The sequence below is a fragment of the Mesorhizobium sp. WSM4935 genome, from assembly GCF_029625735.1.
Taxonomy (GTDB): domain Bacteria; phylum Pseudomonadota; class Alphaproteobacteria; order Rhizobiales; family Rhizobiaceae; genus Mesorhizobium.
Map to the genome: position 1 here is coordinate 137964 of NZ_JARTVR010000001.1, position 14572 is coordinate 152535.

The 14572-nt window shown below is 64.8% G+C and carries 18 protein-coding genes and 1 tRNA gene; 14 read left to right on the plus strand and 5 right to left on the minus strand.

The window, feature by feature from the left end; translation table 11 throughout:
* Window positions 1–68 precede the first annotated feature (68 nt).
* A complete protein-coding gene (locus P9273_RS00600; protein WP_040993567.1) occupies window positions 69–461 on the plus strand; it encodes a TIGR02300 family protein in 393 nt (130 codons plus the stop codon).
* Between the two features lie 164 nt (window positions 462–625).
* Window positions 626–701: transfer RNA gene (locus tag P9273_RS00605), tRNA-Ala, on the plus strand.
* A 162-nt stretch (window positions 702–863) separates the two neighbouring features.
* Here the strand turns inward: P9273_RS00605 and P9273_RS00610 are convergent.
* Window positions 864–1364: a DUF6496 domain-containing protein gene (locus P9273_RS00610; RefSeq protein ID WP_278047170.1), complete on the minus strand. Its 501-nt coding sequence runs from the start codon at window positions 1362–1364 to the stop codon at window positions 864–866.
* Between the two features lie 48 nt (window positions 1365–1412).
* Entirely contained in the window at window positions 1413–1625 is a 213-nt protein-coding gene (locus P9273_RS00615; protein ID WP_278047171.1) for a YbhB/YbcL family Raf kinase inhibitor-like protein, read from the minus strand.
* Between the two features lie 360 nt (window positions 1626–1985).
* On the opposite strand from P9273_RS00615, the gene P9273_RS00620 reads away from it, so the two are divergent.
* Window positions 1986–2111, plus strand: a complete 126-nt coding sequence (locus tag P9273_RS00620) for a hypothetical protein (RefSeq protein ID WP_278047172.1) — start codon at window positions 1986–1988, stop codon at window positions 2109–2111.
* Between the two features lie 345 nt (window positions 2112–2456).
* A complete protein-coding gene (locus P9273_RS00625) occupies window positions 2457–2813 on the plus strand; it encodes a hypothetical protein (protein WP_278047173.1) in 357 nt (118 codons plus the stop codon).
* Window positions 2814–2826: 13 nt separating this feature from the next.
* On the opposite strand, the gene P9273_RS00630 is transcribed toward P9273_RS00625, so the two are convergent.
* Window positions 2827–3939 carry a lactonase family protein gene (locus tag P9273_RS00630; protein WP_278047174.1) on the minus strand — a complete coding sequence of 371 codons (1113 nt, stop codon included), beginning with the start codon at window positions 3937–3939 and terminating at the stop codon, window positions 2827–2829.
* Window positions 3940–4142: 203 nt separating this feature from the next.
* Here P9273_RS00630 and P9273_RS00635 point away from each other — a divergent pair, with 203 nt between their 5' ends.
* From P9273_RS00635 to P9273_RS00680, 10 genes are all read left to right on the plus strand, one after another.
* Entirely contained in the window at window positions 4143–4694 is a 552-nt protein-coding gene (locus P9273_RS00635; protein WP_278047175.1) for a MaoC family dehydratase, read from the plus strand.
* 3 nt (window positions 4695–4697) lie between these two features.
* Window positions 4698–5858, plus strand: coding sequence for a CaiB/BaiF CoA transferase family protein (locus tag P9273_RS00640; RefSeq protein WP_278047176.1), 1161 nt, complete (start codon window positions 4698–4700; stop codon window positions 5856–5858).
* A gap of 20 nt (window positions 5859–5878) precedes the next feature.
* Entirely contained in the window at window positions 5879–7006 is a 1128-nt protein-coding gene (locus P9273_RS00645) for an extracellular solute-binding protein (protein WP_278047770.1), read from the plus strand.
* Between the two features lie 25 nt (window positions 7007–7031).
* A complete protein-coding gene (locus tag P9273_RS00650; protein WP_278047177.1) occupies window positions 7032–8216 on the plus strand; it encodes a substrate-binding domain-containing protein in 1185 nt (394 codons plus the stop codon).
* 56 nt (window positions 8217–8272) lie between these two features.
* Entirely contained in the window at window positions 8273–9010 is a 738-nt protein-coding gene (locus tag P9273_RS00655; protein WP_278047178.1) for an ATP-binding cassette domain-containing protein, read from the plus strand.
* Window positions 9003–9740 carry an ATP-binding cassette domain-containing protein gene (locus tag P9273_RS00660; protein WP_278047179.1) on the plus strand — a complete coding sequence of 246 codons (738 nt, stop codon included), beginning with the start codon at window positions 9003–9005 and terminating at the stop codon, window positions 9738–9740. Before P9273_RS00655 ends, P9273_RS00660 begins: the two co-directional genes overlap by 8 nt.
* Complete coding sequence (locus P9273_RS00665) at window positions 9737–10678, plus strand: ABC transporter permease (protein WP_278047180.1); 942 nt, start codon at window positions 9737–9739, stop codon at window positions 10676–10678. The genes P9273_RS00660 and P9273_RS00665 overlap by 4 nt, the downstream gene beginning before the upstream one ends.
* 4 nt (window positions 10679–10682) lie before the next feature.
* Window positions 10683–11648, plus strand: a complete 966-nt coding sequence (locus P9273_RS00670; RefSeq protein ID WP_278047181.1) for an ABC transporter permease — start codon at window positions 10683–10685, stop codon at window positions 11646–11648.
* 153 nt (window positions 11649–11801) lie between these two features.
* Entirely contained in the window at window positions 11802–12044 is a 243-nt protein-coding gene (locus P9273_RS00675) for a type II toxin-antitoxin system Phd/YefM family antitoxin (protein WP_278047182.1), read from the plus strand.
* Window positions 12044–12478 carry a type II toxin-antitoxin system VapC family toxin gene (locus P9273_RS00680; protein WP_278047183.1) on the plus strand — a complete coding sequence of 145 codons (435 nt, stop codon included), beginning with the start codon at window positions 12044–12046 and terminating at the stop codon, window positions 12476–12478. Before P9273_RS00675 ends, P9273_RS00680 begins: the two co-directional genes overlap by 1 nt.
* A gap of 374 nt (window positions 12479–12852) precedes the next feature.
* Here the strand turns inward: P9273_RS00680 and P9273_RS00685 are convergent, their stop codons facing one another.
* Together P9273_RS00685 and P9273_RS00690 are read right to left on the minus strand one after the other, a co-directional pair.
* Window positions 12853–13692 (minus strand): amidohydrolase family protein, encoded by an 840-nt coding sequence (locus tag P9273_RS00685; RefSeq protein WP_278047184.1) that lies wholly within the window; start codon window positions 13690–13692, stop codon window positions 12853–12855.
* Between the two features lie 65 nt (window positions 13693–13757).
* A complete protein-coding gene (locus P9273_RS00690; protein WP_278047185.1) occupies window positions 13758–14546 on the minus strand; it encodes an IclR family transcriptional regulator in 789 nt (262 codons plus the stop codon).
* Between the last annotated feature and the right edge of the window lie 26 nt (window positions 14547–14572).

Below are 14572 nucleotides of genomic sequence, written 5' to 3' on the forward strand. Positions count from 1 at the left end.
GTCTTTTGGCTTTGACAGCGCGGAAAACTGCGGTTAAGGGGACCATTCTTTTTTTGACGAGGCCTGACGTGGCAAAAGCTGAACTTGGCACCAAGCGTATCGACCCCGAAACGGGGCGGAAATTCTACGATCTGAACAAGGACCCGATCGTCTCGCCCTATACCGGCAAGAGCTATCCGCGTTCCTATTTCGAGGAAGGCAAGATTTCCGCCCTCGAGGAGGATGAGGATGTCGCCGACAAGGAAATCGACGCCGAGGAGGAAGAGGGCGCCGAACTCGTTTCGTTGGAAGATGCCGACGAGGAGACCAAGGGCGGCGGCGACGATCTTCCCGATCTCGGCGACGACGAGGACGTGGATCTCGGCGACGATGACGACGACACCTTCCTTGCCGACGAAGAGGAAGAGGACGACGACGTCTCCGATATGATCGGTGTCGGCGACGACGAGGACGAGGTCTGATTCTGATTGTTTGCCGGCCATTTTCGCCTGTGACGAAAAAGCGGTCTTTCAAGGCTTGATCTTGACCGAAGGCGGCGCTAGAAGCCGCCAGCACTAAACGACGGCGCGGTCCCAACCGCGCCGGATCTCTTCGCCGGAAACGGCGCCGGCTGACTGCCGGGAGTGGGGCCATAGCTCAGTTGGGAGAGCGCTTGAATGGCATTCAAGAGGTCGTCGGTTCGATTCCGATTGGCTCCACCAAACAGTCCTTCCTGATCGAACTTTTTTTCAGATGGCCGACGTCACCGCTTGGCTGCGCGGCGCCCGAGCTCGCATGACGGGCCTGACGCGAAGGCATCTTGCGGCCGGCATGGAGCTGAGGGAACCCGGTCAAACGGTCCGCTCCTCGTCCTGCAACTGCGGCTAACCGCGCTCGGCGCGGGTTCTGGCTGCCTTGCGTGCTGCCGCCGATCGTCCGGCGGCGCCTTTGGTCTGCGCGGCTTTCCTGGCCGCCGCCGACCGCTCCGCGGCCGTGCGGCCGGACGCGGCGCTCTTGGCCTGCCGTGACACGGCCTCGCGGGAGGCGGTGCTTCTCGGCTCGCCCTCGAGCACCTTCGACACTGCCTTCGAGACCTTCGGCTGGCGCTTCGGCTTCCGTTCGCCCTGGCCCGCCTCGTAAGCGTATTTGGCGCTCTTGCGCGTGGTCTCCTTCACGTCGCCTTTCTTGGGGGGCGGCAGGTCGACGCCCGCGCGACGCGCCTCCGAAAGGCCGATGGCGATCGCCTGCTTGGTGGAGCGGGCGCCGTGTTTGCCGCGGCGGATTTTGCCGATTTCCGCGTGAACGAACTCGCCGGCCTGCGTGCTTGCCGACTTGTCCTCGCGCTTGTCCTTGCGCGCCTTTTCGATGGTTTTCTTGTCCGGCATTGTTTTCTCCTTATTCGAACGGGCATAAACGAACGCCGAGAGTCCGCTTCAGTCTCGCCCGGCGGCGATGTCATAGACGGCCCAATGGCGAAACATGCCGCGCGTCGCGTCGGGATCCTCGACGACGAGCAGAAAATTTCTGGTGCCGGCCGGCGCGTTCTTCCATCGCAGGGGCGGAGACAAGTTGCCTCCGTTGCGGACATAGGGCTCGGGAATGGTCTGCCCGTTTTCAAAGGCTGGACTCTCAAGCTTGAAAGCCATGCTGGAACTCCGTGCTCTTATCGCGTTCGTATCGAGGAAATTCACGAGCGATGGTTGCTCGGATCGGCAGAGCGCACTCGGATCGGTGGAGCGCAATCGCTGCTGGTTTTCTTGGCAACGCGAGGCATCGGCGGGAGTTCCAGTACCATGCCTCGCGATGGAGCCCCGAGGGATGCTCGCAAGTGGAGCCATCGTCCCCTGGAAAACTGCCCGGACGGAGTGACGCCGGTCGCATCCGGCGAAAGATACCGGCAGGTCGGCATGAGAGCGTCGACGCGCAGCCGGTGGTCTCGAAGATTTCGCCGGTCGCATTTTCGGTATACTGAATCGAGAAGATGCCGGGACAACAGGAACAACATCATGCGCGTTCTGGTCCGGATTGCGGTGATTGTCGCGATATTGTTGGCGTTGCTCTATCTGGGATTGTGGTACTCGACCGGCGAACAGGGCTTTCTGCTGATCCCGGGCGGCACGCCGGCTCAATAGACAGAGTATCCGTCTCGGAAGAGGCGGATCGCGCAGACTGGACGTGGCCGGGAGACGGCACTTTGCGATACGGGACCGCGCCCGAGGAAATCCCTATGCCGGCGGCGGCAACTAGGCTAAGGGCTTCCTGTCAGAGGGATGCTCATGAATATTCCGGTTTTGGGTGGGAAACTGGCGCAGGCACGGGTTCGATCCGGACTGCTTGCGCGACCAGGCAGTCTCTTGCCGATGTTTTGCATTGCGGCCGCGCTTGTCGCTTGCCAGTCCGCTCCCGAGGAGCCGCCTCCACCCCAACCTGCCCCGGCCGCTGTTGCTGCTCCCGCTCCGGCCTCGCCGAATTCGGCTGTGCTGGATCAGACGGTCGCGGTCGTCCCGCCCGGTAAGGGTGTTCCGGCGAGATACGCCGCATTCTCCGGCATATGGGCGGGGCAGCTCAACGGCATGTATGATGGCAAGCTCGCGGTCCTGACCGTGTCTTCGGGCGGGCAGGTGACGGTCAGCTACGCATGGGGCGACCTGGCCGACAACAAGCCGGGTGTCGCGGACGGCTCCGGCAGGATCGTAGGCAACACTTTGAAGCTCGGGCGTCTGCCGAACGGCGCGGACATCACTGCCACGATGCCCTCGCCGGGAACGCTCAACGTCACCTACGCGCTTGCCGGCCAGACCTATACCGGTTCGTTCGTGCGGGTTAGCCAGTGAGCAACGCCGGCAGCTAGGATCGAAGCGGGTCCTCGATGATCCGCACGCACATCGGCGTCCCGATCTCGATGGCATGGCCGGTATCGGCCAGCCGACCGCTCTGCTCGTCGCGGGCGAAGATCGAGATGCGGTCGGCGTTCTGATTGGCCGAAAACAGGTGTCGCCCCGATGGCGTCAGCGCGAGGTTGCGCGGCGTCGCGCCGCCGCAAGGCGTGAAGTCGACCGTTTGGAGCTTTCCCGACTGCTGATCGACAGCAAAAATGGCGATGCTGTCATGGCCTCTGTTGGAGCCGTAGAGGAAGCGTCCGTCGGGCGAGATCTGGATGTCGGCGCAGTGATTGTGCGCGCGAGCCCCTCCGGGCACCGCCGGCTTGGTGTCGATGAGTTCAAGCTTGCCGGAAGACGGCTCAAGCGCCAGCGACACCACCGTCGAGTCCAACTCGTTCATGACGAAGACGAAGCGGCCGTTCGGATGCAGCGCGACGTGACGCGGCCCGGCGCCGGGCGCGAGCGCCGATGAAGCGAGCTTCACCAGCGCGCCGTCGGGCTCGATGCGGTAGGAGACCAATTGGTCGATGCCGAGGTCGGCGACGATCGCGACGCCGCGCTGGATGGTCTCGGTGACGCTGTGGGCATGCGACCGCTCCTGCCGTTCGGCGTTAGGGCCTGTGCCGGAATGGGCGACGCTCGCCAGCGGCGCGGTCAGGCCGCCATCGGCCGCAAAGCCGAACACGGCGACCGCCTTGTCGGGCCCGCCGCTGCCCATGCCGTAATTCGCGACCAGCAGCTTGCCGCCGTCGCGGGTGATCGTGTTGTGCGCGGTGATGCTGCCGAGCGAGGGCTGCTTGTTGATATAGGCGAGCGAATTGGTGGCGCGCTCGAAGCGATAGGCCGTGACCGTTCCCTCGCGCCAGGCGAAGACTTCCGAATTGGCATAGATGCGTGTCCCGTCCGGCGTCACCGACAGGAAAGTCGGATTGTCGACCTCGTCAGTCTCGGCAAGCTTCTGCACCGCAAGCGTCGCCTCGTCGAAGGCATAGACGCCGAGGCCGACGCCGCGCGCGCCCTGGAAATAAGGCGCCTCGCGGTTGAGGCTGCCGACAAAGACAAGACAGGCGCTTTGCATCGATCTCCCTCCCATCGCCGGCGGCTCTCCCGCCTGTGCGGCTTCCAAAAATTTCGCCGATCATCGCTTGCAAGGCAATCCCATATGTGAAAATATTATTCACAAAAGAAAATTGACGGGAGGAAAGCGATTATGCGTCTCGCCATCCGGAATCGCGCCCGGAACCGCTTTGCAGGCCGCGCCGGAAGCTTCCGGAGAGGATCATGAGCGCATTCTCGCCGAGCGTCGGTGTCGCCTCCACACATCCGTCGGACATGCCTGAGGCGCATGCCGACATTCCTGTCTGGAATTCGGAAAACTGGTTCTACGAGGACTGGCAGGTCGGCCACAAAATCCGCTCGCTCCGCCGCACCATCTCCGAAGGCGAAAGCCATATGTTCAATGCGCTGGTGCTGGACATCCACCCTTACGTGCAGGACCAGATGTTCGCGGAGAAGGAAGGCATTTTCGGCCGGCGGCTAGTGGCCGGCGCCTTCGTGTTTTCGGCCGGGCTCGGCCTGGTCGCCACCAATTGCCTCAATGCCTTTTCCTATGGCTACGACAAGCTGCGCTTCATCAAACCGGTTTTCATCGGCGACACCATCTATTCGATCCGCACCAACCTAGACAAAAAACCGCGCTACCAGGACATGGGCCTGATCCGCGCCAGCTATGAAGTCTTCAAGGGTGAAGGGGAGCTGGTGCTCTACTGCGAGCACCTGCAGACGGTGAAATACAAGAACCCGGCCGATTTCGCCGGCAAGACAGAGAAGTGAATCGTGGCTGCTGAAAACGATCTGCCGCTGACCGGCCTCGTCGTCATCGACATGAGCCAGTTCCTGTCGGGACCCTACTGCTCGCTGCGTCTGCTCGACCTCGGCGCGCGCGTCATCAAGATCGAGCGGCCCGACGGCGGCGACCTGTCGCGCCGGCTCTATCTCAGCGACACCGAGATCGGCGGCGACTCCACCATTTTCCACGCCATCAACCGCGGCAAGGAGAGCCTCGCCGTCGACCTCAAGAACGAGGCCGACCTCGCCATGCTGCGCGGGCTGATCGCCAAGGCCGACGTACTCATCCAGAACTTCAGGCCGGGCGTCATCGAGCGGCTCGGCCTCGATTGTGAGCATGTCAGCACGATCAACCCCCGCCTGGTCTATGCGTCGATCAGTGGCTATGGCGAGGACGGTCCCTGGGTGAAGCGTCCGGGGCAGGACCTGCTCGCCCAGGCTCGTTCCGGCGTCATGTGGTTGAACGGCGACGAGGAGCAGGGGCCGGTGCCATTCGGGCTGGCGATCGCCGACATGCTGGCGGGCGCCGCCTGCGCCCAAGGCATCCTCGCCAAGCTGGTGCGGCGCGGCATCACGGGCGAGGGCGGCCACGTCGAAACCAGCCTGCTGGAAGCGCTGATCGATTTCCAGTTCGAGGTGCTGACCACGCATCTCAATGACGGTCGCCGCCTGCCGAAGCGCTCGTCCTTCCGCAGCGCGCATGCCTATCTCTCGGCGCCTTACGGCGTCTATCCGGCGAAGGACGGCTATCTGGCGATCGCTATGACGCCGATCCCGAAGATTGCCGATCTGCTCGAATTGCCTGAGCTCGACCCGTTCCGCGACAAGCCGGCGACCTGGTTCACCGCCCGAGACGAGATCAAGGCGATCATCGCCAGGCGCATCGCGGAAAAGACCATCGACGAGTGGCTGGCCATCCTCGAGCCCGCCGACGTCTGGTGCGCCAAGGTGCTGAACTGGCCGGAGCTGATGGAGAGCGACGGCTTCAAGACGCTCGACATGCTGCAGACCGTGACGCGTGAGGACAATCTCTCGATCCTCACCACGCGTTCGCCGCTGCGCGTCGACGGCGCGCGCGCCAAGGTGGATCGCGCCGCCCCGCGCATCGGCGAGCACAGCGACAAGATTCGCGCGGAGTTCGGCCTGTGAGCGGTGTTTCGTTGAAAGGCATGACCTGGAGCCATCCGCGCGGCTACGACCCGATGGTGGCGTGCTCGGCGATTTGGAAGGAAAGGACCGGCGTTTCGATCGAATGGGAAAAGCGCTCGCTGCAGGACTTCGAGTCCTTCCCGGTGGAAGAGCTTGCCCGCGCCTATGATTTGATCGTCATCGACCACCCGCATGTCGGCCAGATCACCGCCGAGAGATGCCTGGCGCCGCTCGATGTGCCGGGACGCGAGGCGGAACGAGAGGCGCTGGCCAAGGGAAGCGTCGGCAAATCCTATCCGAGCTACACATGGCAGGGCCGGCAATGGGGTTTCCCGATCGACGCCGCGACCCAGGTGCAGGCTTGGCGGCCGGATCTGATCGAAGCTGCGCCGGCGATCTGGACCGAAGTGCTGGCGCTTGCCGAGCAGGGCCGCGTGCTCCTGCCGCTCCGGCCGCCGCATTCGCTGATGTGCTTCTACACTTTGGCCGCCGATCTCGGCCGGCCATGCGTCGTCGACGGTTCGGCCGACCTTGTCGATGGTGAGACCGGCGAAACCGCCTTCGAGATGCTGCATGAGATCGCGGCACTCGTCGATCCGGCATGCCTGACGATGGATCCGATAGCCATCTTCGAGAAGATGGCCGAGCCCGGCTCGCGCATCGCCTGCGCGCCGCTGATCTATGGCTATGTTCCCTATGCGGTGTCGGGCTTCCGGCCGCACCGCCTTGCTTTTGCCGACATGCCGGTCGCCGGCGGCAATGGCCCGGTCGGCTCGGCGCTTGGCGGAACCGGCATTGCCGTCTCGGCCTTTTCCGCCGCGCGCGAGGCGGCGATCGACTTCGCCTACTGGATCGCCAGCGGTGACGTGCAGCGCGGCCCTTATGCCGCTGCCGGTGGCCAGCCCGGCCACGCCGCGGCCTGGGAGGATGACGCCGTCAACGCCGCGACCGGCGACTTCTATCGCGCCACGCGGGCAACGCTGGAAGGCGCCTGGGTCCGCCCGCGCCATGACGGCTACATGGCGTTCCAGCAGCAGGCCTCCGATCGCATCAACGAGGGCCTTGCCGGCAGGCAGGACGCCCGCCGCGTCGTCGCCGACATCAATCGCCTGTTCCGGGAGAGTTTCGCGTCGGCCACCGCCGGCTAGTTCCATTGCACCAAGGGAGGAAAAAATGACCAGCCTGATACGCGGCCTGCTCGCCGCAACCGCCATAGCCTCGATGCCCTTCGCCGCTCATGCCGCCGATGTGAAGTCGGTGATTGACGGCCTGCCAGCCGATCTCAAGGCGCAATATGACGGCGCGCCGCAGAAGGTGCTGCCCTCGGCCTGGGACAATTTCACGCCGCCGCCCAAGCCCTGGAAGTGGTGCCACTCGGAGAGCTACCAGGGCAATCCGTGGCGCGTGTCGGTCACCAAGGAGCTGAAACGGCTGGTCGACGGCCTCATCGCCGATGGCACGGTGTCGAGCTTCGAAGTGTCGGATTCGAACAACGACCCGAGCCAGCAGATCAATCAGATCCGCGCCTTCATAGACAAGAAGTGCTCGATCATCACCTCGATCCCGGGATCGGCGACGGCGCTTGACGACGCCGTGGATGCCGCTGCCAAGGCGGGCATTCCCTTCGTCACCGCGGCCGGCTCCGTCACCAGCCCCAACGCCATCAATGTCGATTCCAACTATTCCCGCTGGGGCTATGACATGATGACGGCGATCGGCAAAGCCAAACCCGACGCCAGCGTGCTGGTCGTCGAAGGCATCGCCGGACATCCGATCGTGGTCCAGGAGAAGCAGGGCGCCGACAAGGCGCTGGCCGAGAACAAGGGCCTGAAGGTCGCGCGCACCGTCAACGGCAACTGGACGGCCAACGTCACCAAGACGGTCGTGCTGCAGGCGATCGCCACCAATCCGGCGCCGATCGACGCGGTGTGGACGACCGGCAGCGAAAGCCGCGTCGTCGCCGAGGCCTTCGCCGAAGCCGGCCGCCCGGCGCCGCTGATCACCGGCTCGATCACCGGCGATGCGCTCGGCTACTGGAAAGCCAATCCCGACAAATACCGTTTCGAGGGCCACGCCGTGCTGCCTGGCTGGACGGCGCAGACGCTGTTTCGCGTCGGCGAGCGCATGCTCGACGGCCAGAAGCCGAAGCTCAACACGCTGCTGATCCCGATCCCGCCGGTGCATGCCGCCGAACTCGACAAATGGTACAAGGACTGCATGACGCCGGACGCCGTTTCGGTGTTCCCGGTGCCGCCGACCGACCCGATGCCCGAGGACGTGCTCGACGCTTATTTCAGCAATCCCGCGCCGACCAAGGGCTGGGATTATTCCAAGGTGCCGGACGCCTGCGCCAAGTGATGTTTTGCGAAGCCGGTTCTCAGTGAAGAGCCGGCTTCTCCGTTCCGGGAAGAAAAATGCTCGAAGTCCAAGGCGTTTCCAAACGCTACGGCGAAACCGTCGCGCTGGCCGAGGCGTCGATCGCCTTCCGTGCCGGCACGATCCATACGATCCTGGGCGAGAACGGCTCAGGCAAGAGCACGCTGGTGAAGCTGTTGTCCGGCATCGTCCAGCCGGATGGCGGCGCGATCCTGCTCGACGGCAAGGCGTTTTCCGGCACGCAGCCCGCCGCCTTCCAGGCTGCCGGCTTCGCCACCGTTTTCCAGGAGGTGCTGGTCGCGCCCGACCGTTCGGTGACCGACAACATCCTGCTTGGCCTCGACGGCCTGTGGCGACGAGGCGTGCCGCGCGGCGAGCGCCGCGCCCGGGCGCAGGCGGCACTCGGCCGATTCGCGGTGACGCCGATCGATCTTGACCGGCCATGCGGCGAGCTGCCGCTTGCCGCGCGCCAGCTGGTTGTGCTCGCCCGCGCCGTCATCCGCAACCCGCGTGTCCTGATCCTCGACGAGGTGACGGCCGCGCTCGACTTCGCCGACCGCGAGTCGGTCTTCGCGCTGATGCGCGCCATGGCCGGCGCCGGCACGCTGATCCTGTTCATCACGCACCGCATGGACGAGGTGATGGCATTGTCCGACCGCATATCGATCCTGCGTGGCGGCCGCGTGGTGAAGACCGAGGAGCGCGGCGCCTCGACCCCGGCCGAGCTTCTGGCGGCGATGGCGCCGCAAACGGCCGCGGAGCTGGCGCATGGCTGAGGCAAATTCTCTTCGGGTCCGTGAGCTTGTCATCGCGCCCGCTGTCGATCCGATCAGCCAGACCATCGCGCCGGGCGAGATCGTCGGTCTTGCCGGCCTCGACGGCCACGGCCAGGAACGCTTTCTGCGCGCGCTGGCCGGGATCGAGCGGCCGGTCGCGGGCGAGATCGCCGTCGACGGCAAGGCAGGATCGATCACCAGCTTCCGCAAGGCCGTCGCAGCCGGCATCGCCTATCTGCCGCGCGATCGCCGTTCGACCGGCATTTTCCCGACCCAGTCGGTGCTCGACAATTTTGCGATTTCCACGGTGTCGAACGACCGCCGCTTCGGTCTTCTCTCCTTCGCAGCACGGCGCCGGCGCTACGAGGCTTACAGACAAAGGCTCAGCATCGTCGCGCCACGTCCCGACGCGGCCATCACCACGCTGTCCGGTGGCAACCAGCAGAAGGTGCTGCTCGCACGGGCCCTCGCGCTGGAGCCGAACTTCCTCCTGCTCAACGATCCGACGCGCGGAGTCGACGTGGCGACCCGGCACGTGCTCTACGACGTCTTCCGCGGTCTTGCCGCCGAGGGCGTGGCACTGGTGATCCTGTCCAGCGAGATCGAGGAGATATTGCTTCTCTGCCAGCGTGTGCTGGTGTTCCGCGAGCAGCGCGTGTCGGCCGAGTTCTCGGGTCGGGAAATGACCACCGATGCGGTGATCGCCGCCATGTTCGGGCGCGCCGCATGAGCCCGGCCCTTCGCAAACTCCGTGGCGCCGGCTTTGCCGTGGTGATGCTCGCCGTCCTGCTCGTGCTCAACGTCGCGCTCAATCCGGCGCGCTTTCAGCCGTCGTCCTGGGGCACGCTGCTCGGGCTGGCCGCACCCCTGATCGGCGCAGCCGTCGCCTCGGCGCCGGTCATCCTGGCGGGTCGCGGCGGCATTGATATCTCCGTCGGTCCGCTGATGGGCTTCGTCAACGCCCTGGTCATCCAGGTGCTGTTCCTCAATCTCGGCATTTCGTCGCCGTGGATCATCGTTCCGGCCGCGCTGCTGGTCGGGGCGGGGGTCGGCGCCGCGAACGGCGTTCTCGCCACGATCGTCCGCATCCAGCCGATCGTGGCGACGCTCGGCACCTATCTGATCCTCACCGGCATCACGCTCACCATCCTGCCGGCCCCGATCGGCCCGGCGCCGGACTGGCTGAAGGCCATGGCGGGGCCGCTCTCGATCGTGCCGCTGGCGCTGATCGGCCTTTGCTGGCTGCTCGTTCGCCAAACGCCCTATCACGACCTGCTGATGGCTGTCGGCAGCGACGACCGCGCCGCCTACACGGCCGGCGTGCCGGTGACCAAGGTGCGGCTCGTCGCCTACGTCCTGACCGGGATCTTCGCCGCCGCCGCGGGGCTGATGCTCACCTCGCTGATCGGCTCGGCCGACCCCAATATCGGCCCGACCTACACGCTGATTGCGATTGCCGCCGTGGCGCTTGGCGGCGTCAGCCTCGCCGGCGGGCGCGGCGGGCTCGGCGGCGCCGCGATCGGTGCGGTCGATATCTTCCTGCTGCAGAGCCTGCTCACCACCTTCAACGTCTCGACCTATGTGCTGCAGATCGCCTATGGCCTGATCCTCGTTATCGCCGTGGTGCTGACGGCGGTGCAGGAACGGCTGTCGAAGCGGAAAGGCTGACCGGATGACAAGCAACTGGTTCCAGTCCACCAACGCCCGCATCGCCGGCGCCTTCCTGATGGCGCTGCTGTTGCAGATCGTCGGCACGCTGCTTATTCCCGGCTATTCGGCGCCCTTCGCCATCCGCGCGCTGCTGGTCATCGCCTCGCTGCTGGCGGTGGCTTCGATCGGCCAGACGCTGGTCGTCATCCTCGGCGGCATCGATCTCTCCATTCCCTTCATCATCGGCTTCGCCAATGTCGTGGCGGCGCAGCTTTACGGCCAGGGCTGGAACTTCGCCCTGGTCTGCGTTCTCGTCGGTGTTCTTGCCATCGCTATCGGCGCGCTCAACGGGCTGATCTCACGCGGGCTCAACATCCATCCGCTGATCGTCACGCTCGGCATCGGCATGGTCGTCCAGGGCGCCGTGCTGTTGTGGACCGGCGGTTTTCCATCAGGATCGGCGCCGGAAGCCGTGTCCAGCTTCGTCTCGATTGGCGGCTCGGTCGGCCCGTTGCCCGTGCCCTTGCTGGTGCCATGCCTCGTGGTGCTGACGGCGCTGATCGTGCTGGTGCTCGCCCGCACGCCTTATGGGCGCCGCCTCTATGCGGTCGGCAGCAATCCGGAGGCAGCGCCCCTTGCGCTGATCGATCCGCTGCGCGTGTGGATCGTCACCTATGCGGCGAGCGCCTTGTTCGCGGCTGTCGCCGGCGTGCTGTTGCTCGGCTTCACCGGCTCGGCCTATGGCGATGTCGGCCAGCCCTATCTCTTCCAGACGATCGCTGCCGTCGTGGTCGGCGGCGCAGCGCTTGTCGGCGGCCGCGGCAGCTATCTCGGCACCATCGCTGGGGTCCTGGTGCTGACCGAAATCAACACGCTGCTGATCGGCCTCGGCTTCCGGCCGTCGACCGTGCAGGCCGCGCTCGGCCTGGTGATCCTGTTGCTGGTCTCGCTCTACGGCCGCGAGCGCCACGTTCGGGCGACGATCTAGGATCGAGCTGCTAGCTGTTTAATCCTCGCCCCGGTAAATGTCGCACTCGCGCGGCCCCCGAGGACGACACCTTGAGTTACGCGGCGAGGCATCGTTCTGGAATTATCAAGCCTGATGCGCTATATGACCATCTACATGGTCAGGAAGCATGACATGAATGAGATCAATTTGGCCGATGCCAAGGCCCACCTCAGCGAACTGGTCGATCGGGTCGAGGCTGGCGATTCGATCGACATCACTCGCCGCGGCAAGCCGGTCGCGCGGCTCACTGCCGTGGCCAAGCCACGCAAGCCGATCGATGTCGCGCTGCTTCGATCGCTGACGGCGGTGATGCCGGCCCAGTCCGAGAGCGCGGCCGATCTCGTGCGGTCCATGCGGGATAGCGATCGCTACTGATGCTCTATCTCGACACGTCGCTGATCGCCGCGGCGCTGACCAATGAAGCGATGACGCCGCGTGTGCAGGCTTGGCTGGCGGAACAGGACCCGGTGCAGTTTCTCATTAGCGACTGGACAGTCACCGAGATGTCGTCCGCCATGGCGATCAAGCTACGCACCGGACAAATCAGCCTTGAACAGCGTGCCTCGGTGCTCGCCATGTTCAATAGGCTGGTCGCCGAGAGCTTTACTGTCCTGGGCGTGACGGGTGGGCAGTTCCGGGCGGCAGCGAAATTTGCCGATCGGCACGATCTCGGGCTTCGTGCGGGGGATGCGCTGCATCTCGCCATCGCATCGGAGCACGGCGCCACGATATATACGCTTGATCAGCGGCTCGCCGACGCGGGACCGGAACTCGGTGTCCCGGCACAAATGCTCGCTGACAGCGGCTAGTGGCACTGCATAGGGATTTTGGCCGGTCGGCCCTGTTTGCGTTGGCAGGCGGCATGCGTTAGGGACTGGCCGAAACGCTCATCGCGATCGTCATTCTAGGGCGGAGCAGGAGCGAAGCTCCGTCGCGAAGACCCTAGAATCCATGCCATTACCTTCGCCAAGGCGTGCAACGGCGCATAATTCCGCACCGTGGCGGCGCTTCCAAGTCACGGCATGGATTCCATGGTCTGCGCGCGTCGCTTCGCTCCTTGCTCCGCCATAGAATGACGAGGTTGGGGCGGCTTCGACCAATCTCCGGCGTCTGCGCTGATTTCATGCAAACGAACGGAAATAGAGCGGTTCGCCGTTTTCGTGAAACGATGAACCGCTCTAGCCTATCCAAGCCGCCATAGCCTGCGCGCATTGCCCGAGATGAGCCGGCTCCGCTCCGACTCGCTTGTTCCAGCCAGCAGCGCGTGCGTGGCGGCAATCCAGGTCGTCAGCCCGCCGCCCAGCGTGCAGACCGGCCAGTCGCTGCCCCAGATCACCCGGTCCCATCCGAAGCTGCTGATCGTGTGCTCGACATAGGGCCGGAGCGTCTCGACCGTCCAGGTTGCCGGGTCGGCATAGGCGACGACGCCGGAGATCTTGCCGACGACGTTGGGCCGCTTGGCGATCGCTTCCATATGCTCGCGCCAGGGATGCTCGGCATTGCCCTTGATGTCGGGCACGCCGCAATGATCGAGGACGAACTGGACGTCGGGCGCGAGATCGGCAAGCGCCATCGCCTTCGGGATCTGATGCGGCAGCACCACCAGATCGAAGGTCAGGCCGGTGCCGGCCAGCCGCTTGAGGTTCTGGCGAAACAGCGCCCCTTCAGACAAGTCGTCTGGCACGACATGCAGCACGCGGCGGAAACCCTTGACGAACGGGTCGGCCTTGACCGTTTCCAGATAGGCCTCGAAACCAGCCTCCTCCGGCCGGCAGGCGGCGATCGCTCCGCGAAGCAGGCTCCCGGCCCGGCGGGCGATCGACTTCACATAAGCGGTCTCGGCGGCGATGTCGGCCGGGTCGACATCAACCTCCATATGTAGGACGCCTTCGATACCTGAGCGCCGCGCATCGGCGGCATATTCCTCATAGGAGAAATCGCGGTTCAGCGCCGGCACACCGGCCAGCCACGGATAACGAAGCGCGCTCTGGTCGATGAGATGCAGATGCGTGTCGATGATCATGGTGGCCTGTCCTCCGTGGTCTCCGGGCACTATCCCGCCGAAAAATCCATTATTCAAATAAGAAATTATGACGATTGCGGCACGTCCGATCCGGCAAGCTGCGAGAGCCTGGCCGCGGCTCCTTGCAGATGCCGAATCGTCAGCGTGATGTCCGGCGCCGCGGGGGCATTGACGAGGGTGATGTAGGGAATAGTCAGCGCCGCGATGGCTCTGCCGTCCGGTCCCAGCACCGGCGTCGAAAGATTGTAGACGCCGGCGGTCTGCAGCGACGCCATCATCTCGTAGCCGCGGTCGCGCACCTGGTCGAGGCGGGCGAAGAACTCCGGCGTCAAATTGAGTTGCTCAGTGCTCTGCAGATGCTCGGCGATCATCATCTTGCGCTCCTCCGGCGAGCGGAAGGCAAGCAGCACATGCCCGGAACCGGTATCGAACAGGCTGATATGCGAGCCGACGCGGATCGAGATGCCCCAGTAGCGCGGCGCCTCCTGCTGTGCGATGACCACGGCGGCGCCGCGATCGAACACCACCAATTGATTGGCCTGCCATGAAGTCTCGGCCAGTTCCCGCATGATCGGTGTCGCGTAAGACACCAGCCGCCGCACCGGCGCATGCAATTGCGCCAGCCCGAAAAGCTTGAGCGTCAGCGAATAGCGGTCGCCGTCGATCTTGGTGACATAGCCGCGCCGCACCAGGCGGTCGAGCATGCGGTAGAACTCATTCGGGCTGCGGTCGAGCCGCTTGGCGATCTCCGCCTGCGTCAGTCCGCCGTCTACGCTGGACAGCAGCTCGAGAATGTCCAGCCCCTTGTCCAGCGCCGGCGCGCGGTAGCGGTCCCCATCTTCTTCCTCGGCCACGAGCCCCTCCAGTGAATTTCGATCTG

Excerpts from the sequence above, each read along its gene's own strand:
- P9273_RS00610 (WP_278047170.1), bottom strand. The coding sequence starts at position 1,364 with ATGCCGGACAAGAAAACCATCGAAAAGGCGCGCAAGGACAAGCGCGAG.
- P9273_RS00615 (WP_278047171.1), bottom strand. The coding sequence starts at position 1,625 with ATGGCTTTCAAGCTTGAGAGTCCAGCCTTTGAAAACGGGCAGACCATT.
- P9273_RS00620 (WP_278047172.1), top strand. The coding sequence starts at position 1,986 with ATGCGCGTTCTGGTCCGGATTGCGGTGATTGTCGCGATATTGTTGGCG.
- P9273_RS00630 (WP_278047174.1), bottom strand. The coding sequence starts at position 3,939 with ATGCAAAGCGCCTGTCTTGTCTTTGTCGGCAGCCTCAACCGCGAGGCG.
- P9273_RS00635 (WP_278047175.1), top strand. The coding sequence starts at position 4,143 with ATGAGCGCATTCTCGCCGAGCGTCGGTGTCGCCTCCACACATCCGTCG.
- P9273_RS00645 (WP_278047770.1), top strand. The coding sequence starts at position 5,879 with ATGACCTGGAGCCATCCGCGCGGCTACGACCCGATGGTGGCGTGCTCG.
- P9273_RS00650 (WP_278047177.1), top strand. The coding sequence starts at position 7,032 with ATGACCAGCCTGATACGCGGCCTGCTCGCCGCAACCGCCATAGCCTCG.
- P9273_RS00655 (WP_278047178.1), top strand. The coding sequence starts at position 8,273 with ATGCTCGAAGTCCAAGGCGTTTCCAAACGCTACGGCGAAACCGTCGCG.
- P9273_RS00660 (WP_278047179.1), top strand. The coding sequence starts at position 9,003 with ATGGCTGAGGCAAATTCTCTTCGGGTCCGTGAGCTTGTCATCGCGCCC.
- P9273_RS00665 (WP_278047180.1), top strand. The coding sequence starts at position 9,737 with ATGAGCCCGGCCCTTCGCAAACTCCGTGGCGCCGGCTTTGCCGTGGTG.
- P9273_RS00670 (WP_278047181.1), top strand. The coding sequence starts at position 10,683 with ATGACAAGCAACTGGTTCCAGTCCACCAACGCCCGCATCGCCGGCGCC.
- P9273_RS00675 (WP_278047182.1), top strand. The coding sequence starts at position 11,802 with ATGAATGAGATCAATTTGGCCGATGCCAAGGCCCACCTCAGCGAACTG.
- P9273_RS00680 (WP_278047183.1), top strand. The coding sequence starts at position 12,044 with ATGCTCTATCTCGACACGTCGCTGATCGCCGCGGCGCTGACCAATGAA.
- P9273_RS00685 (WP_278047184.1), bottom strand. The coding sequence starts at position 13,692 with ATGATCATCGACACGCATCTGCATCTCATCGACCAGAGCGCGCTTCGT.